At 67.3% G+C, this 19,111-nt stretch carries 12 protein-coding genes; 4 read left to right on the top strand and 8 right to left on the bottom strand.

All coding sequences use genetic code 11. From position 1 onward, the window contains the following. The first annotated feature begins 149 nt into the window (after positions 1-149). The gene (locus KV697_RS05195) at positions 150-1,820 is read left to right on the top strand and encodes an alkaline phosphatase D family protein (protein ID WP_257575621.1); all 1,671 of its coding nucleotides are present in this window, start codon (positions 150-152) and stop codon (positions 1,818-1,820) included. Between the two features lie 21 nt (positions 1,821-1,841). Here the strand turns inward: KV697_RS05195 and KV697_RS05190 are convergent, their stop codons facing one another. Then, positions 1,842-2,585: a virulence factor gene (locus KV697_RS05190; RefSeq protein ID WP_219020377.1), complete on the bottom strand. Its 744-nt coding sequence runs from the start codon at positions 2,583-2,585 to the stop codon at positions 1,842-1,844. Between the two features lie 204 nt (positions 2,586-2,789). On the opposite strand from KV697_RS05190, the gene KV697_RS05185 reads away from it, so the two are divergent. Then, positions 2,790-6,092 carry a glycosyltransferase gene (locus KV697_RS05185; protein ID WP_219020376.1) on the top strand — a complete coding sequence of 1,101 codons (3,303 nt, stop codon included), beginning with the start codon at positions 2,790-2,792 and terminating at the stop codon, positions 6,090-6,092. 198 nt (positions 6,093-6,290) lie between these two features. Here KV697_RS05185 and KV697_RS05180 read toward each other — a convergent pair whose 3' ends face one another. The 3 genes from KV697_RS05180 to KV697_RS05170 form a co-directional block, all read right to left on the bottom strand. Then, positions 6,291-7,556 (bottom strand): sensor histidine kinase, encoded by a 1,266-nt coding sequence (locus tag KV697_RS05180; protein WP_257575620.1) that lies wholly within the window; start codon positions 7,554-7,556, stop codon positions 6,291-6,293. 86 nt (positions 7,557-7,642) lie between these two features. Continuing rightward, positions 7,643-8,332, bottom strand: a complete 690-nt coding sequence (locus KV697_RS05175; RefSeq protein ID WP_056434085.1) for a winged helix-turn-helix domain-containing protein — start codon at positions 8,330-8,332, stop codon at positions 7,643-7,645. Further along, entirely contained in the window at positions 8,301-8,729 is a 429-nt protein-coding gene (locus KV697_RS05170; protein ID WP_219020374.1) for a PDZ domain-containing protein, read from the bottom strand. The genes KV697_RS05175 and KV697_RS05170 overlap by 32 nt, the downstream gene beginning before the upstream one ends. 350 nt (positions 8,730-9,079) lie before the next feature. Here KV697_RS05170 and mprF point away from each other — a divergent pair, with 350 nt between their 5' ends. Then, positions 9,080-11,635, top strand: a complete 2,556-nt coding sequence (gene mprF / locus KV697_RS05165) for a bifunctional lysylphosphatidylglycerol flippase/synthetase MprF (RefSeq protein WP_219021256.1) — start codon at positions 9,080-9,082, stop codon at positions 11,633-11,635. Between the two features lie 193 nt (positions 11,636-11,828). On the opposite strand, the gene KV697_RS05160 is transcribed toward mprF, so the two are convergent. After that, entirely contained in the window at positions 11,829-12,884 is a 1,056-nt protein-coding gene (locus KV697_RS05160) for a N(4)-(beta-N-acetylglucosaminyl)-L-asparaginase (RefSeq protein WP_257575619.1), read from the bottom strand. Positions 12,885-13,288: 404 nt separating this feature from the next. On the opposite strand from KV697_RS05160, the gene KV697_RS05155 reads away from it, so the two are divergent. Next, on the top strand, positions 13,289-16,330 hold the full coding sequence (locus KV697_RS05155; protein ID WP_257575618.1) for a TonB-dependent receptor plug domain-containing protein: 3,042 nt from the start codon (positions 13,289-13,291) through the stop codon (positions 16,328-16,330). A 203-nt stretch (positions 16,331-16,533) separates the two neighbouring features. On the opposite strand, the gene KV697_RS05150 is transcribed toward KV697_RS05155, so the two are convergent. From KV697_RS05150 to KV697_RS05140, 3 genes are read right to left on the bottom strand one after another with little or no spacing between them, the layout of a single operon-like run. Then, entirely contained in the window at positions 16,534-17,475 is a 942-nt protein-coding gene (locus tag KV697_RS05150) for a Gfo/Idh/MocA family protein (RefSeq protein WP_219020371.1), read from the bottom strand. A gap of 5 nt (positions 17,476-17,480) precedes the next feature. Then, a complete protein-coding gene (locus KV697_RS05145) occupies positions 17,481-18,110 on the bottom strand; it encodes a 2-dehydro-3-deoxy-6-phosphogalactonate aldolase (RefSeq protein ID WP_219020370.1) in 630 nt (209 codons plus the stop codon). Continuing rightward, a complete protein-coding gene (locus tag KV697_RS05140) occupies positions 18,107-18,997 on the bottom strand; it encodes a 2-dehydro-3-deoxygalactonokinase (RefSeq protein ID WP_219021255.1) in 891 nt (296 codons plus the stop codon). The genes KV697_RS05145 and KV697_RS05140 overlap by 4 nt, the downstream gene beginning before the upstream one ends. Positions 18,998-19,111 lie beyond the last annotated feature (114 nt).

The following is a 19,111-nucleotide window of genomic DNA, read 5'->3' as shown; positions in this document are numbered from 1 at the left end:
TGCGGCGTCCCTTACGGATAGGGGATTACCAGTCGGTGTCCACCATGTTGCATTTCGATGACAATGGGGGCTGTCGCCAAACCGTCACGGCTCCGCCATCGCGCTGTCGCGTGGCGGGCCTAGCCGTCCGGGCCGAAAGGACCGACACGATGACGATGATGAACCGACGCCGCGCGATCGCGCTGATGGGGAGCGGGGCGAGCCTGGCCCTGCCGACGACGCTGGCGCAGGCGGCGGCTCCGGCGGTTCGCTTCGACCATGGGGTCGCCAGTGGCGATCCGTCGCCGGTCGGCGCGATCCTGTGGACCCGCGCGACACCGCCCGAGGGGCAGGGCGGCGATATCGCCCTGACCTGGCATGTCGCGCCGATCGGCGGCGGCGATGCGGTCGGGCTGCACACCGGCCGGGTCACGGCGCGCGGCGCCCGCGACTTTACCGCCAAGGTCGAGGTGGCGGGCCTGCAACCGGGCCGCGACTATCGCTACTGGTTCGAGACGGCGGGCGGCCAGCGCTCGCCCGAGGGCCGCTTCCGCACCCTGCCGCGCGGGCGGCTCGAGGAACTGGCGCTGGCGGTGGTGTCGTGCCAGCTTTATCCGGGCGGCCTGTTCAACGCCTATGACGCGATTGCGAAGACCGAGCGGCTCGACGCGGTGGTCCATCTGGGCGACTATATCTATGAATATGGCGCGGACGGTTATGGTACGAAGACCGGCCATCAGCTGAACCGCCTGCCCGAGCCTGCGCACGAAATCGTGACGCTCGCCGATTATCGCCAGCGCCATGCCCAGGTGAAGCGCGATCCCGACATGCAGGCCGCCCATGCCCGCGCCGCCTTCATCTGCGTGTGGGACGATCATGAGGTCGCCAATGACGACTGGATCGGCGGCGCGGAGAATCACCAGCCCGCGACCGAGGGCGACTGGGGCAAGCGCAAGGCGGCGGCGATGCAGGCCTATTTCGAATGGATGCCGATTCGCGATCCCCGGCCCGGCCAGCCATGGGAGGCGATCAACCGCAGCTTCGATTTCGGCGATCTCGCGACGCTGGTGATGCTGGAAACGCGGCTGCTCGCCCGTTCGAAGCAGGTGCGCGCCAGGGGTGAGGCGCCCGAACCCGGTGAATATGCCGCGATGATGGCCGAGCGGGCGCGGCCTGACCGCGAATTGCTGGGGGCGGGGCAGCTCGGCTGGATCGAGCGGACGCTAAGCGCCTCGGTCAAGGCGGGGACGCCGTGGCAGGTCATCGGCAATCAGGTGGTGATGGCGCGGATCGACGGCCCCGACCTAGAAAAGCAGATGGGGCCAGAGGGCTATGCGAAGCTGACCGCCCGCCTTTCCGAAGGCGAGCGACTGCAACTGGGCGAGGCGCAGGCTTCGTATCGCGCGGGCCTGCCGCTGAATTTCGACAGCTGGGACGGGTATCCGGCGGCGCGCGAACGGCTCTATGCCGCGTTCCAGCGCGCAGGATCGCGGCCGGTCGTCGTCTCGGGCGACAGCCATGCCGCCTGGGCCAACGACCTGTATGACGCCAACGGCAAGCTGGTCGCGGCGGAGTTCGCGGGCACGTCCGTCACCAGCCCGTCCTGGGGCGACCTGATGCCCGGCATCGGACGCGAGATCGCGGCGGCCAATCCGAAGGTCGTCCGTTTCTGCGATCAGGACGACAAGGGCTATCTGTACCTGACGCTGACCCGCGATACCGCCACCGCGCGCTACATGACGGTGTCGACGGTGCTGGCCAAACCCTATGCGGTGGACTGTGCCGCCGTGTGGCGGACGCGCAAGGGCAGCGATACGCCGATCGAGGCGATCACCGCCTGATCGCCACGAACCCCTCCGCCGTCATGTGGCGGGGGAGGGGGCGCGGCGCACCGCGGCCTCAACATGCGCGACCAGCGCGGCGTCGTCATGGTCCAGATAATGGCCGCCGGGCAGGGCGACGACGCGGACATTGGGCTGCTTCAACAGCGGACACAGGCTGTCCGGTTCGCGCACGCCGTAGATGCAGGTTATCGGCACCCAGTCGATCTGCCGCGCGGTCGTGATCGCGACGCTGTCGGGCTTGCCCATATAAGCCAGCCCCGAGGGATCGGAGCGGAAAAAGGCCGTCTCGCCCGGAACCACCAGCACGACCGCCGAAATGGCCGCGCGTAGATCGGCGGGCAGGTGCGCCAGCCCCGTCTGAAGCATGTCCGAGCCATAGGACTGGCCGAGCAGCACGAGCTTGCGGTCGCCGCGTTCCGCCTCGGCGCGGCGGATCAGGTCGGCGATCACCGCATTCACCTGCGCGGCGGTGCGGCGCTTGCGGAACAGCACCGGCGAGTTGACGCCCATCACCTCGATCCCGTCGGCGCTCAGCGCGCGCGCGATCACCCCGCCCATACCGTAGCGCAGGCCCATGTCGCCCGACAGCGACAGCACGAGGATCGGCTGGACCCTGCCCTGCGCCGAAAAGCGGGTGAACGGATCCTTGTCGAAATAACTGCCCGAATAGAGAACGATAGCGGCAATTGCAGCAAGCAGCACCAGCGCACCGCCAAGCATAAGGCGCCATCTGGAGCGCAGGCGGGCGAGAAGTTCGACCATGACGTGTCCTAATATCCGTCGGCAATCCTTGTCACGGATTGGATGAAGGAGAAGCGGGGGTGTCATGAAAAATCTGTAATGTTGCGATCACCCGCTCTATGTCCGTGATCTGCCATCGGCTGTCCGATGGAAACGCGGGCTTAAGCGGTCGGGGGTAAGTGGGACCGCCACGCCGTTTGCGTATTTGACCAAGGATCGACACCGTTGAGCAACCCGATCTTCTTTGACCCGACGGGCCGTCGGGGCACCTGGGCACGACGCGCCGTCGCGGTGACGATCCTGGCGGTGGTGGTCGCCGCCATCGCCTTTGCCACGACCCTGGTGGCGGTGCCCAATTCGGGCGTGCTGCCTCTGCCCTTCGCCCGGCGGCAGGCGATGACGCTGGAGCCGACCGCGCAGCTGAAGGGGCGGCGCGGCGAGTGGCTGCCGCGCAAGTCGGTGGCGCAGGGGCATACGCCGCTGACCATTGCCTTCTACACGCCGGGCAACGACTCCGCGCTGGCCTCGCTCCATGCGCATATGGGCCAGATCGACTGGCTGGTGCCGTCGTTGATGAACGTGTCGGGTCCGAAGGGACAGCTGGCGATCAACAACGATCCCAAGCTCGCCACGCTGTTGTCGCGTGCCGCCAAGCCGCCGCGCCTGTTGCCGATGGTGCAGAACCTGTCCGACGACGAATGGGACGGCCAGACCATCGCGCGGATGATCGCCAGCCCGGCGGCCTCCGAGAAGCTGGCGACCCAGCTCGGCCAGTCGGTGACGGTCAACCGCCAGTCGGGCCTGGTCATCGACTTCGAGAATCTGCCCGCCAGCGCGATGGCGGGCTATCCACGGCTGCTCCAGCGGATCAAGGCGCATCTGCCCAAGGGCACCGTCCTGGCCGTCACCGTCCCCGCCGAGGACGAGGCGTGGCAGTTGCAGCGGCTGGCCAAGGTCGTCGATCGCATCATCCTGATGGCTTACGACCAGCATTGGCAGACGGGCACGCCCGGCCCGATCGCGGCGCAGCCCTGGTTCCTGCAATCCTCGGAAAAGGCGCTGCGCGAGGTCGGTCGCGACAAGCTGATCGTGGCGTTGGGCAGCTATGGCTATGACTGGCCCGCCAAGGGGCCGGCCGAAGCCCGCTCGATCGAAGAGGCTTGGCTGATCGCGCATGACAGCCAGGCGAAGGTGACGTTCGACCAGGCCAGCGGCAATGCCGGTTTCGCCTATGACGAGAATGGCGAGCACCACACCGTCTGGATGCTCGACGCCGCGACCAGCTGGAACCAGCTTCAGGCGCTGAAGCGGCTGGGTATCGATGACGTCGCCTTCTGGCAGCTGGGATCGGAAGACCCCGGTCTCTGGGCCGACTTCGCCGCTTTTCGTAGCACCGCGCGCGGCGTCATCCCCCGGCTGGGCGCCATCGCCTCGCCGCTGAACGTCGACGTCGAGGGGACGGGGGAGATCCTGCGCATCACCGCCCAGCCGACCCAGGGCGAGCGCGGGCTGAAATACGACAAGGACGGTGTCATCCGGAACGAGGTCTATCGCACCTATCCCACGCCCTATGTCGTGCAGCGGGCGGGTGCGGTCCCGAAGACGATCGCGTTGACCTTCGATGACGGGCCCGATCCGGAATGGACGCCCAAGATACTGGACGTGCTGGAGCGCGAGCATGTGCCCGCCACATTCTTCGTGATCGGCGAGAATGCCCTGCAACACCCGCAGCTGCTCCGCCGGATCGTTGCGGACGGCAGCGAGCTGGGCAATCACAGCTACACCCATCCCAACATGGCGACGACCGGCGAGCGGACGATCAAGCTGGAGTTGAACGCGACCAAGCGGCTGATCCAGGCCTATACCGGCCGTTCGACCACATTGTTCCGTGCGCCCTATTTCGGCGACGCCGAGCCGACCACGGCGGACGAGATTGATCCCGCCCTGATCGCGCAGAATCTGGGCTATACGGTCGTCGGCCTTCACGTCGATCCGAACGACTGGCAGCGGCCCGGCACCGACGCGATCGTCCAGCAGACGATCGATCAGGTGCACGGCGCGACGCCCGACAATTCGGCCAATGTCGTCCTGCTGCACGATGGCGGCGGCGACCGCGAGCAGACGGTCGAGGCGCTGCCCCGCATCATCGATACGCTGCGCGCCGAGGGCTACAAGTTCGTCCCCGCCTCGCAACTGGTCGGCGTCAGCCGCGATCAGGCGATGCCGCTGGTCGAGGGGCATGACCTGCTGGCGGTGCGCACCGACGTCGCGATCTTCGTCGTGCTGGCCTTCCTGTCGGCCTCGCTCGCCTGGCTCTTCTATCTCGCCATCGCGCTCGGCATCGCGCGCGCGGTAGTTATGGCGGGGCTCGCCTGGTTCCAGGGGCGCAAATCCAAGCCGGTCCCGCCCGCCTTCACCCCCAGCGTCTCGGTCATCATCCCCGCCTATAACGAGGAGCGGGTGATCGTCCGGTCGGTCGAGCGGGTGCTGGCCAGCGACTATCCGGGTCTGCAGGTGATCGTCGCCGATGACGGGTCGAAGGACGGGACGAGCGCAGTGGTGCGCCAGGCATTCGCCGACGAACCACGCGTCCGCCTGCTGACGCTCGTTAACGGCGGCAAGGCGGCGGCGCTGAACCGCGCGCTTCAGGATGCGACCGGCGAGGTGCTGATCGCGCTCGATGCCGATACCCAGTTCGAGCCGCAGACGATCGCCAAGCTCGCGCGCTGGTTCGCCGATCCCAAGCTGGGCGCGGTGGCGGGCGATGCGCGGGTGGGCAACCGGGTCAACCTCGTCACCCGCTGGCAGGCGGTCGAATATATCACCGCGCAGAATCTGGAACGCCGCGCGCTTGCCGGGTTCGACGCGATGACGGTGGTGCCGGGCGCGGTCGGGGCGTGGCGTCGCGCCGCACTTGATGCGGTGGGCGGCTATCCGGAGGATACGCTGGCCGAGGATCAGGACCTGACCATCGCGATCCAGCGGGCGGGCTGGCGCGTGACCTATGACCCGCGCGCCGTCGCGTGGACCGAAGCGCCCGAAAGCTTCCGCGCGCTCGCCAAGCAGCGCTATCGCTGGGCGTTCGGCACGCTGCAATGCCTGTGGAAGCACCGCAGCGTGTTGCGCACCGGCAAGCCCGCCGGGCAGGCACGGATCGGCCTGCCGCAGGCCTGGCTGTTCCAGATCCTGTTTGCCGCCATCTCGCCGCTGATCGACCTGGCGCTGGTCCTGTCCGTCATCGGGACGGCGGTGCGCGTCGGCCAGCATGGCTGGGCGCAGACGCAGACCGACGTGTTCCAGATGGCGGCCTATTGGACCGTCTTTACCTCGGTCGATGTGCTGTGCGGCTGGCTCGCCTATCGCCTGGACGGCAACCGGGTCCGCTATCCGGCTCATCTGCTGGTCGCGCAGCGGCTGGTCTATCGCCAGATCATGTACTGGGTCGTGCTGCGCGCGATCAGCTCGGCGATCGGCGGATGGATCGTTGGCTGGGGCAAGCTGGAGCGGACGGGGAATGTGGGGGCGTAGGGGCATTGCTCCTCCACCACCCGGCTCCGTCGGGCGGGCCCCCTCCCCAAATAGAGCTTGGGGAGGAATGGTATCCTACCTCCGTTCGTGCTGAGCGAAGTCGAAGCACACGTCCCGCCGCTATGATCTGGCGTGGCCTTCGACTTCGCTCAGGCTGAACGGAGGTTGGGGGGTAGGTTAGGCGGAGGGCGGGGAAGTTCAGGCGGAACGTACGTCGGGGGCGAGCGTCAAGCGTACCCGCAACCCCGGCGCATTATCCTCCAGCGCTACGGTGCCGCCATGCAGATGCGCCACCGCGCTGGCGAGCGACAGGCCCAGGCCCGCACCGCTCTCCGTCCGCGCGGCGTCCAGTCTCCCGAACCGCTTCAGCGCCTCGTCTCGGCGCTCTTCCGGGATGCCCGGCCCGTCATCGGCGACGATCAGCACCGGCCCCGGCTCCACCCGGACGACGACTCCGCCCGCGCCATATTTCAGCGCATTGTCGATCAGATTGGCGATCGCCTGACCCAGCAATTCGCGGTGGACCCGTGCTACCAAAGTCTCCGGCCCCTCGGCGCGGATGGTCATGCCGCGATCCTCGGCCAGCGGCTCGAACATGTCGGCCACGTCGCGGATCATCGCGCCCAGATCGGCATCGACAAAGGCGTCGCGGCCCAGCCCCGCCTCGGCCCGGCTGATCCGGAGCGCGGTGTCGAGCATGGCGAGCAGACGGTCGCCTTCTTCCAGCGCCCGGCCGACCGCCACGCGCGCATTCTCGTCCCGGCTTTCCGCCAGCGCGCGGTCCAGCGTCGAACGCAGTCGGGTCAGCGGCGAACGCAGATCATGCGCCAGCCCGTCGGTCGCGACCTTCAGCTCGGTCATCAGCAGGGCGATCCGGTCGAGCATCGCATTGACCGCCTGCGCCAGCGCGTCGAAGGCATCGTCACCGCCATTGGGTGCGACACGGCGCGACAAGTCCCCTGCGGCGACCGCATGGGCGGTGGCGACCGTATCCTCCAGCCGTCGCTCGATCATCCGCGCGGCGATCCAGGCGGCGAGCGCGGCCAGCACGATCGCCGCCGCCATGCCGACCGCCATCGCCTCTTCCATGGCCAGCGCGACGCGCAACTCGCTCTCGACGACATGGCCCGCCAGCATCCGCGAGCCATCGGGCAGGCGGGTCGCCATCACCCGCATCCTTTCGGGCAGCGAATGGCCGATGCGGAAAATCTCGATCGTCGCGGCGCCCGGCGCAGGAACGTTGGGCGGCCATTCGGCGATATTGCCCGCCACGAAGCGCCCCTGCGCATCGGTCAGCAGGATGACCGACAAGGGCAGCCGGTCGGTGGTCAGCCGCCGGTCGACCGCCGCACGCACGGCCTTTTGCCCGCCCGACAGCCACATGCCCGACAGCTCGTCGCGCAGGTCGCTGGCGGCATCCTCGGCCTGCGCCGTGATCTCGCTGCGGGTCAGGTGGCGAACCATGACCACCATCGCCCCTGCGCCGATCAGTTGCAGCGCGAAGACCAGCAGCGCGAACCGCAGCGTGGTCGAGCGGAGGACCGCCGGTGCTATTTCTCGACCCCCAGCTTATAGCCCGAACCGCGCACCGTATGGAGCAGTGGACGGGCAAAGCCCTCGTCGATCTTTTTGCGCAACCGGCTGATATGCACGTCGGTGACATTGGTGTTGGGGTCGAAATGGAAATCCCACACCCCCTCCAGCAACATGGTGCGGGTCACGACCTGGTCGACATGCTGGAGTAGATATTCGAGCAGCCGGTATTCGCGCGGTTGCAGGTCGATCGGCTTGCCCGCGCGACGGACGCGATGGGCGAGCAGGTCCATCTCCAGATCGTCGCACACCAGCTTGGTCTGGGGTGCATTGCCGGTGGTCCCGCCGCGCCGGATCAGCAGGCGGACGCGTGCGAGCAGTTCGGCGAAGACGAAGGGCTTGGTCAGGTAATCGTCCGAGCCCGACGTCAGGCCCGCCACCCGGTCCTCGGGCGAGGACAGGGCCGACAGGATCAGGACCGGCGATTCGATCCCCGCCGCACGGATCGCGGCCAGCACCGACATGCCGTCCATGCCGGGCAGCATCCGGTCGAGAATGATGCAGTCGTAAGTGCCGTCGGTGGCGTGGAAAAGGCCGTCGCGGCCATTGGCCGCATGGTCGATCAGAAAACCCTCTTCCCGCAAGCCGTTGGCGATGTAATCCGCCGTCGAGCGGTCATCTTCGATCAGCAAAATCCTGTTGGCCACGCTGTCCTCCCGAGCCGCTCCTTAGCAGCGTGATCGTGAGGAGGCCATGGTCGCGCGCGACCTGAAGGCGCAAAGGCGTGTCGCTGGACAGCGTGGCTTCGTCGCGCAGCATCGCGAAGGAGGTTGCCGGGCGGCCATCGACCGACAGGACCATGTCGCCGACATGCAGCGGCGGCTTGACCAACGCGGCGGCATCGTCGTCGACATCGCTGCGCAGGCTGGTGACGACCAGGCCCGGGCGTCCCTCCGCCACCGGGGCGAAGGTCGCGCCGTACAGCGTCGAGGGACGGTGTGGTCCGGCATGAAGCGGCATATGCCCGACCAGCAGCGCAAAGGCCGCTCCGCCGATCAGCGCCGCCATTCCGGCGCTCCAGCCGACGATCCGCAAGCTCTTCATCGCGGCCCCCGATCGCGCACGCGCCGTCCCGGCACGGCGACGGCCATCTTGCCACATGCAGCGGGGAGCAGCGATCCTTTCACGCCACCGTCCTACCCCACATGATCTGAGGGGAGAGTGGGCGAAGCATGACGCTTCTGTCATGAAGAGCGGGATGAGTGGATGACGAACTTGTCATGGCCCCGTAAGGCGGCGGGGGCGGCAACGCTTCTATGCCGCTGTCCGGCCGGGGTATCTGGGGGCCGAAAAGCAAGTGAGATGGACGCGAGTGGGGCGGATATGACAGGCGGTCGGATCATGACGATCGCGAGATGGGCGGCCCGGTGACGACGCATTCCAAGCTGGCGTCGATGGTCGACCGGGCCCTTGCTTATGCCAAGGCACGGCGCGGTTATCTGGCGGCAGGGGCGGTCCTGCTGCTCGTCGCGCTGGGCCTGTCGGCGTTGCATCACCTGACCCGGACGGTTCGCCTGAGCGACGTCCGCGCCGCTTTCTATGCGATCGACCCACGCCAGATCATGGTGTCGATCGGCTTCACCGTCGCCAGCTATATCGCGCTGACCTTCTACGACGTGATCGCGCTGCGAGTCATCGGGCGGCCTTTGCGCTGGCGGACGGCGGCGTTGGCGTCCTTCACCAGCTATACGCTCAGCCACAATCTGGGGCTGGGGCTGCTGACCGGGGGATCGGCGCGCTACCGCGTCTATGCCGCCGCCGGGCTGGATGGGCCGGACATCGCGCGGGTCATCGCCATCGCCAGCGCGACCTTCTGGTTCGGGGTTTTCACCGTCACCGGCTTGGGGCTGTTGTTCCATGAGGGGCCGATCACCGTCGAGCATTTCGTATTGGGCCAAGGCATCATCCGCTGGCTGGGCGGTGCGGTGGTGGCGGGGGCGCTGGGGCTGATCCTGCTCTGCGCTCTGCGGCCCGGACAGCGGATCGGCTGGCGCGCCTGGAGCGTGCCGCTGCCTACGCCTGCGCAAGCCGTGGCGCAGATCGGGATCGCCTCGCTGGACCTCGCCTGTGCCAGTTCGGCGCTGTTCGTCCTGCTGCCGGGTGCGTCGATCGACCTGCTGCCCGCCTTCCTGCTCGCTTATGCTCTGGCGATCATCGTCGCGCTGGTCAGCCATGTGCCGGGCGGCATCGGCGTGTTCGAGGCGGTGGTGCTGGCGACGGTACCGGTCGACCGGACCGCGCTGTTTGCCGCGCTGATCGCCTATCGCGTACTTTACTACCTCGCCCCGCTGGCGCTGGGTATCGCGCTGCTCGCCTGGGACGAGGTGCGGCGGCGACCGATCCGGGCGTTGCGAGACCTGCGCCGGGTGCTGCTGGGCATCGCGCCGACCGTGCTGAGCGCGGCCTGTTTCGGCGGCGGGGCGATCCTGCTGCTATCCGGGTCGCTGCCCGCCATTCCGCAGCGCGTGCACCAGCTAGTCCATATCGTGCCGCTGCCTTTTATCGAGGCATCGCACTTCGCCGCCAGCCTGGTCGGCACCGGCCTGTTGCTGCTGGCGCCGGGGCTCTACCGGCGGCTCGACGGGGCTAGCCTGGCGGCGCGCGCGCTGCTGGTCGCGGGTGCGGTCTTCTCGCTGGCCAAGGGTATCGATTATGAGGAAGCGGCGGTCTGCCTGAGCATCGCGCTGCTCCTCCAGATGAGCCGTAAGGCCTTTTACCGGCGCACCTCGCTCGTCGCACGCCCCCTGTCGCCCGCCTGGCTGCTCAGTGTCGCGGTGGTTATCGTCGGAACCGGGTGGATCGGCTTTTTCGCCTATAAGCATGTCGATTATCAGGAAGCGCTGTGGTGGCGGTTCGCGCTGTCGGACGACGCGTCGCGTTTCCTGCGTGCGGGGCTGGGCGTGGCGGTGATGCTGGCGGGGGCGGGGCTGTGGCGGCTGTTCCTGGCCGCGCCGCCGGGGGAAGCGGACCATCCGGCGATGGAGCAGGTGCTCGGCATCGTCGAACAGGCCGAGCGGACCGACGCCGCGCTGGCGCTGCTGGGCGACAAGCGCTTCCTGTTCTCGCCCGAGGGCGACGCCTTTGTGATGTATCAGGTGCGCGGCACCAGCTGGATCGCGATGGGCGATCCCGTCGGCCCGCGTGCCGCCTGGGCCGATCTGTTGTGGCAGCTGCGGACGATGGCGGACGCGGCGCAAGGCAGGCTGCTCCTCTATCAGATCACCCCCGACGGCCTCGAAATCGCGATCGAGATGGGGTTGCAGATCATCAAATATGGCGAAGAGGCGCTGATCGATCTCAGCAGTTTTGCGCTGGAGGGCGGGCGGATGCGTGGTCTTCGCCAGACGCTCAACAGGTTCCGCACGCGCGAGAACGCCAGCTTTGCGATCCTGCCTGCCGCCGACGTGCCGGCGATCCTTTCCGAACTGAAGACCGTGTCCGACGACTGGCTGCTGGAAAAGGGGCATGGCGAAAAGGGGTTCAGCCTGGGGCGGTTCGATCCGGCCTATCTGGCGCTGACCGATTGTGCGGTGGTGCGGGTCGAGGGGCGGATCGTCGCCTTTGCCAATATCTGGAAGTCCGGGGATCGGCGCGAGCTGTCGGTCGACCTGATGCGCCATGTCGAGGACGCGCCCGGCGGGGTGATGGACTATCTGTTCGTCGAGCTGATGCTGTGGGGGCAGCGGCAAGGCTATGGCCGCTTCGCGCTGGGGCTGGCCCCGCTATCGGGTGTGGACGGACGGCGGCTGGGGCCGACCTGGGCGAAGATCGCGGCTCTGGTCTTCCGGCACGGCGAGCGTTTCTACGGCTTCCGGGGCCTGCGGGCGTATAAGGAGAAGTTCCAGCCGGAATGGGCACCGCGCTATATCGCGGGGCCGCGCGGGCTGGGGCTGGTCAAGGCGCTGCGCGATCTGAACGCACTGATTGCGGATGGGGGTGAGGCCAACTGATCCTCCCCGGCACGGGGAGGGGGTGTGGGGACTTTGCCTTGCCCCCGGCAAGGCAAGATTGTGCCGGGGGCACAATATCGTCCCTACACCGCGGAGCGGTGGTGGAGGGGGCGTGCGGCAAAGACCATCCCTTGCGGAAGCCCCCCTCCGTCAGCGCTCTGCGCTGCCACCTCCCCGTGCCGGGGAAGATCGTTTACGCCTTGAACAGCGACGGGGCCTTTTCCACCCGCGTCTTTCCGGCCGCATCCGTCACCGCATAGGTAAAGCCGGGTAACAGGCAGAACGCCCCGATCCGTCCGCGCGTATCCATCGCCAGGAAGCCGACCTGCACGCCCTTGATCGCATCGCCGCGTAGCGAGGCGATATGCCTGGCGGCTTCCTCACACGCCGCCTGTGGGCTCATGCCGTGGCGCATCGAGGCGACGACGCGCGCGGTGCCGACGGTGCGGGTCACTTCTTCGCCAAGCCCCGTGGAGGTCGCACCGCCCACGCCGCGCTCGACATAGAGGCCCGAGCCGACCTGCGGCGAGTCCCCGACGCGCCCGCGCATCTTGAATGCCATTCCGGACGTGGTGCAGGCGCCCGCCATCCGCCCGCTGGCATCGCGCGCGAGCATCCCGATCGTGTCATGGTCCAGCGCACCGCCCGGCGTGCCGGGCCGCCCCGCGCCGTATGTGCCGGTCTCGCTATTGGCGACGGGCTTGTAGTTCTGCGTCTTCAGCCAGTCGCGCCACGCCTTTTCCGCTTCCGGGGTCAGCAGGTTGACGCGCGGAAAGCCCCGGTCGCGGGCGAAGCGCGTCGCGCCTTCGCCGACCAGGAAGGTGTGGGGGGTATGCTCCATCACCGCGCGCGCGACCGAGATGGCGTGAACCGTATCCTCCAGCGCGGCGACCGCGCCGACGCCGCCTGCATCGTCCATGATGACCGCGTCCAGCGTGACATGCCCGTCGCGATCGGGATAGCCGCCATAACCGACCGAATGATTGTTCGGGTCGGCCTCGGGCACCATAACCCCTGTCTCGACCATATCGATCAGCGATCCGCCGCTGCGGCCCTTGGCAAAGGCGGCGTCATTGGCGGGGGCACCGAAGTCCCAGGTCGACACAATGACGGCATTGGACCCGGTGCCTGTCGTTGCCGCCGTCTTGGCCAGCGCGCGTACTGGCGCGGCGAGGCCCGCCCCGATCCCGGCCCCAATTCCAGCCAACGAGGCGATGCCGCCCAGAAAAGCGCGCCGTTCGTCCTGCATGATATGCTCCATCCCCGACGGGCCGTCTGGACCCCGTTCTCGGGGCGGATACTGCGGGGGGAAAGCGAAAGCCGCAAGGGGTGGGGCAACCGATATGGAACCACTTAATCGAATCAATGGGAGAGAGCGCTGGTTCGGCCCAGCAAACGTGTCCCGAAACTGTGTCGAAACATTTCTGCGGATTAACCCAAGGCATTGAAATCGTTTTAATTTGTGTCTTTCGGGTGACACCTGCGCTCGAATGTAGCGATGGGTGATGCATAGGTATTCATTAGGTATTGACCCTAAGCGGCAAAAACATTGTCCTTTTCCTCTACCCGGCGTCCCATCGGCCGGGATGAAGGGGAGACCTCATGAAAATCCAGCAGTCCGCATCGTGGTTGGCGCTTTCCGCCGCCTCCCTGATGCTCGTCGCACCCGCCGCCGCGCAGCAGGTCGGATCGACCGCCGCGCAGGACGGCACCACCCAGAACGATAACAACGATGCGTCGATCAGCGCGGACGCCGCACAGACCCGCTCCGCCGCGATCAGCGGCACGCCGCAGGCGTCGAGCGGGGGCGAGGTCATCGTCACCGGCACGCGCATCGTCCGCCCCAATCTCGCCTCCGCCGCGCCGATCACCTCGGTCACGCGCCAGGACATTCAGGCGCAGGCGCCGCTGAACGTCGAGGAAGTGCTGAACCGCCTGCCGCAGGTCGCCCCCGACGCGCAGTCCAACTATGCGGACTCGGACGGTCGCCAGCGGATCAAGCTGCGCAGCCTGGGCTTCGAGCGGACGCTGGTGCTGGTCGACGGCAAGCGTCTGGGCACCCAGAACGGCCAGGACACCGGCATCATCCCGGCCAGCCTGCTCGAGCGTGTCGACGTCCTGTCGGGCGGCGCCTCGTCGGTCTATGGTTCGGACGCGATCTCGGGCGTGGTCAACTTCGTCCTGCGCAAGGATTTCGAGGGGCTTCGCCTCGACGGCAATTACAATTTCTACAACCACAACAACACCAGCAACATCGTCACCCCGATCGCCAGCGCGGCCGGGTTCGGCAGCCCGCGCGGGCTGACCAATGACGGCGGGCGTTCCGACATCACGGTGACGGCGGGCAAGAAGCTGCTCGACGACCGGCTGAACGTGTCGGGCTTCTTCAACTATCGCCAGGCCGACCTGGTCCAGAACGGCGCGCGCTCCTATGCCGCCTGCCCGGTCGCGCAGCTGACCAAGGACTCTGCGCTGTCCTGCTCGCCGCTGTCCACCTATTCGCGCAGCGGCTTCGTCTCGCCCACCTCGGGGCCGAACGCCAACGCGCAATATGTGAACAATCCCGATGGCACGCGCAGCTTCGTGCCCTGGGGCCCGGGGGCGGGCAATGCCGCCAACCCCTATGACGACGTGTCCTTCCAGCGCGCCAATGAGCGCTACACGGCGGGCGGCTTCGTCAACCTGAAGATCGCGCCCGAGGTGGAGATCTACGGCGACGGCATCTGGTTCCGCGACACCTCCGAGAACCCGACGCCGCGCCGGGTCTATTCCTACACCGTGGCGGGCACCACGCCCTATCAGGTGAATTGCGACAACCCCTTCCTGTCGGCAGGACAGGCGGGTGCGCTGGGCTGCACCGGCACCACCGGCTATGTGCCGCTGGACGTGCGCTATCGCTTCGACGGACAGCCCGCCCAGGCGGACCGCTTCGTCAATATGGGCTTCCGTGCGACCGGCGGCGTCCGGGGCAAGATCGGCGAGGCCTGGTCCTATGATGTGGGCGGCGTCTATGCCCGCAACCAGCAGGACTGGTATCTCGGCCCGACGTCGCAAAACGACCGGGTCAACCGGGCGCTCGACGTCGTCAACGTCAATGGCACCCCGACCTGTCGCTCGGTGGTCAACGGCACCGATCCGTCCTGCGTCCCCTTCGACGCGTTCCGGGCGGGGTCGGGCAGCAATGCGCTGACCAACTATCTGTTCTCCAGCGGCGCGACCGGCCAGCGGCGGACGATCACCCAGCTGTTCGACGCGATCGCGGTCGTGAACGGCGACCTGACCACCTATGGCATCAAGAGCCCCTGGGCCGAGGATGGCCTGGCCGTGTCGCTGGGCACCGAATATCGCAAGGACCGGCTGATCTCGACCGCTGATGCGGGCTTTGTCGACCAGTTCGGCGATCAGGACGCCCGGCTAAGCCAGGACGTCTGGGAGTCGAATATCGAGCTTCAGGCACCGTTGATCCAGAACAAGCCGTTCGCCCATCTGTTGCAGACCAATGGCGGCTTCCGCGTGTCGAAGTACAGCTCCAACCCCAAGAGCTTCTCGACCTGGAAGATCGAGGGTCTGTACGCGCCGGTCGCCGACATCACCTTCCGCGCCTCGTACAACAAGGCGCAGCGCGCGCCGACGGTGATCGAGATCCGCCAGGCGACCCAGGTCAATTTTGGCCGCAACGGCACGTTGACCGACTTCTGCGCGCCCGTATCGCGCACGCTGCCCGATGGCACCGTGACGACTACGCCGCTCGCCTCGCGCGAGCTGTGCAGCAAGACCGGGCTGGCCGATAACCTCTATGGCAGCGCCTCGCTGCTCTGCCCGACGGAAGGGTGCACGACGCGTTCGGGTGGCTTCACCGCCGATCCCGAAACCGCCTATACCCTGACCTATGGCCTCGTCGTGAAGCCCAGCTTCATTCCGGGCCTGGTCTTCTCGGTCGACCGCTATCAGGTGCGGATCGTCAACTCGCTGGGCTATAACGGCGCGGATTATTATCTGCAGGGCTGTCTGGCGTCGAACGGCGATCCGTTCTTCTGCAACGGCATCGTCCGCGATCCGGTGACGGGTTCGATCGGCAATGCACCGGCGGGCAATCCCTCGACCGGTTTCGTGCGGCAGGGTACGACCAACTATTACCGCACGCTCGCCAACGGCTGGGACTTCCAGGGCCAGTATTCGCTGGACCTGAACGGCGCGGGCCGCCTGGACTGGGGCTTCAACGGCTCGCTGTCGACGCTGGCCGGTGGTCAGGACTCGCCGCTGCGCAGCCAGTATAACTGTGCCGGTTACTTCTCGAACGGCATCTCGTGCGGGCAGCTGGTTCCGAAATGGGCGCACACGCTGCGCACGACCTGGACGACGCCGGACCGGACGTTCAATGCCTCGTTCAACTGGCGCTATACCGGCTCGCTGACCACCGCGAACAATTCGGGCAATGCGGACATCGGCGGCACGCCGGAGCGGTTCCAGAACACGTTCGCCCGCATCGCGCCGCAGAGCTTCTTCGACTTGGCGCTGACCTGGAACATCGCGCGCAAGTTCGCTTTCCGGATCATCGCGAACAACCTGTTCGACAAGACGCCGCCGATCATCCCGAACTCGTACCAGGTCGCCCTGTCGCGCAGCAACACCGCGCCGCAGCGTTACGACGCGCTGGGTCGCCAGCTCGCGATCGGGACGACGATCACTTTCTGACCTTCCCCCCGGCGAGGTGTTTCGGCACCTCGCCAACCCTGAACTGAAAAGGCCGGTCGTCCATGCGGACAACCGGCCTTATTTTTTGCAAAGCGTTCACGTGGCCTTCGACTTCGCTCAGGCTGAACGGAGGTTGGGATCAATCCACCACCGCCGTTCGCACTGAGCGAAGTCGAAGTGCAAGGGACAGACCTAAACCCGGGTCACTCCACGAAGTCTTCGACCTCACGCCGCTTGCCGCGCATGAAGGCATCGGCGACGTGGCGCAGCGGTGCGATGTCCACATCGGACCGACCACCGTGCACCAGTTCGGCGAAGCGCGCGTACAGTCCCGGATATTCGCCGTGCAGCCCTTCTTCCTGATGCGGGGTCGAGCCGTCGGACAGGGTCAGCACCGCGCCGCCCTCGGCCAGCTTCAGCGTGCCGTCGGTCGTCTCGACCACGATGTCCCAGCTCTGATGGCCTTCCTGACGCCAGTCGAGGTCGAGCGTGACGGGCGTGCCGTCCGTGGTGCGGAAGGCGACATCGGCGGCGATCGGCGCGTCGCGATTGGCGGGGAAGTCCAGCGTCGCGCGCTCGATGAAGAAGGGCTGCGGCATGATGTGCGTCGCGATCGACAGCGCATTGATGCCGGGATCGAACACGCCGAAGCCGCCCGCTTCCCAGATCCAGGCCTGGCCCGGATGCCATTGGCGCACATCCTCGCGCCAGGTGATCGCGGCGGACGTCACCTTGCGGCTCGACAGCCATTCGCGCGCAGGCTCGACGCCCAGCGCGTAACGCGAGTGCCAGCTCGCGAACAGGGTGACGTTGGCCTTGGCCGCCAGTTCCTCCAGCACCGCCACTTCGGCGAGCGTCGCACCCGGCGGCTTTTCCAGGAAGACGTGCCAGTTGTTCTCCAGCGCGGCGGCGGCGATAGCGTGGCGGACCTGGGGCGGGGTGCACAGCGCCACCGCATCGACCTTCACGTCGCTGTGTGCGAGTTCGTCGATGTCGTGAAAGTGCGGCACGCCCTCGACCCCGTTGGGCGAGCGGCTGACGGTCGCGACCAGTTCGAAGGCCGGGTTGCCTGCGATGGCGGGGACATGCTGGTCATGGGCGATCTTGCCCATGCCGACCAGGGCGAGACGGATCGTGTCGGTCATCGGTATCAGCGTGCCTTTTCGACATAAGCGCGCGCCGACACGGCGACATCCGCCGCCGGCTTGCCCGCGCGATAGAGGTTGGAGCCCAGGCCGAATCCGTCTGCGCCATGGGCGCGCCATTCGGCCATGTTGTCGGGGGTGATGCCGCCCACCGCCAGCACCGCGACATCGCGCGGCAGGACGGCGCGCTGTGCCTTGAGGAAGGTGGGCGAGGCGCCTTCGGCCGGGAACAGCTTCAGGCCGTGGGCACCGGCTTTGAGGGCAGCAAAGGCCTCGGACGGGGTGAAATAGCCGGGCAGCGAGATCAGCCCTTGCGCGACGCTGTGCGCGATGACCTCGACATCGGTGTTGGGTGAGACGATCAGCGTGCCGCCCGCCGCCTTGACCCGGTCGACCTGTTCGGTGGTCAGCACGGTGCCCGCACCGACGATCGCCTTGTCGCCGACATGCGCCGCGATCGCCGCGATGCTGTCATAGGGATCGGGCGAGTTGAGCGGCACCTCGATCAGGGTGAAGCCTGCCTCGACCAGCGCGTCGGCGACGGGGATCGCCTCTGCGGGCGTTAGGCCGCGCAAGATGGCGACCAGCGGGCAGGCTGCGAACGCCTTGGCGAAACTCTGGGCGGGGTCGGTCATGACAAATGCTCCCGAATGGCGTGAAGTCCGGCAAGGAAACCGGCATGGCTGTCGAGCGCGACGACGGTGCCGCCGCGCGCCTCAATCCCGATGGTGTAGAGGTCGGCGAGCAACCCGCTGGACAAGAGATGGACGGTTTGGCCCTCCATGTCCGGTACCGCGCCGACATCGCTGCCGATCAGCAGGCCGCTGGCATAGGCTGCCGCGTCCTCCGCAGCTATTCGGCCCAGCAGCACCGAGGCGCGCACCCCGAACAGCGCCGCCGTCAGGTCGCACGCGCCGCTCCCCCGAGCCAAGCCGTCACGAAAGGCCGGGCCGTCCGCTACGGGGCCGTCGAGCATCCCCGCGAGGATGCCATGCCCCTTGACCAGCGCGAACAGCTCGCCGGTCATGGTCGTGGCGAAGTCGGTGATCCGGCTCCCTGCGACATGCACCCATTTGTTATGGGTGCCGGGCTGCGCGAACAGCGCATCGGCAGGGGCGAGGCCCGCCGCGACCGCGCCCAGCACCTGAACCTCTTCGCCGCGCATCACATCGGCGCGCGTATCGGTCAGCAGCGAGACGCCGGGGACGATGGTCACGTCCAGGTCGTCGATCCGTGTCGCGGCCTGCGCCAGGCTGGTCAGATCGGCGGGGGCAGGGACATAGGCCGCCTCACGCCAGCCGCGCGTCGAGCCGACCATGCCGGCCGCGATCACCGGCAAGTCGCCGAAGCGCGCCCGGATCGCCGCGATGTCGGAAGGATAGTCCTCCGCTTTCACCGCCAGGACGCCGCGATCGTCGCGCACCGTGTCCAGCATGGTACCGTCAGCGGCTATAGCGTAGCAGCGCCGGTTGGTCGTCCCCCAATCGATCGCGATATAGGCGGGCGTCACGTCTGTTGGCAAAGCGGGCACGCCCCCTCCTGAACTTTTTTCTCGGACAATTTGTAGGACAAGACGAGTGGCGGTGCAAGCGGGGCACTTATGGCTTTTTGGGCGGCTTCATGGACAATCCGGGAA

The organism is Sphingomonas sanguinis (assembly GCF_019297835.1).
Classification (GTDB): Bacteria; Pseudomonadota; Alphaproteobacteria; order Sphingomonadales; family Sphingomonadaceae; genus Sphingomonas; species Sphingomonas sanguinis_D.
Note: the sequence above shows the minus strand (reverse complement) of the source record. Positions and strands in the feature narration are given on the sequence as shown.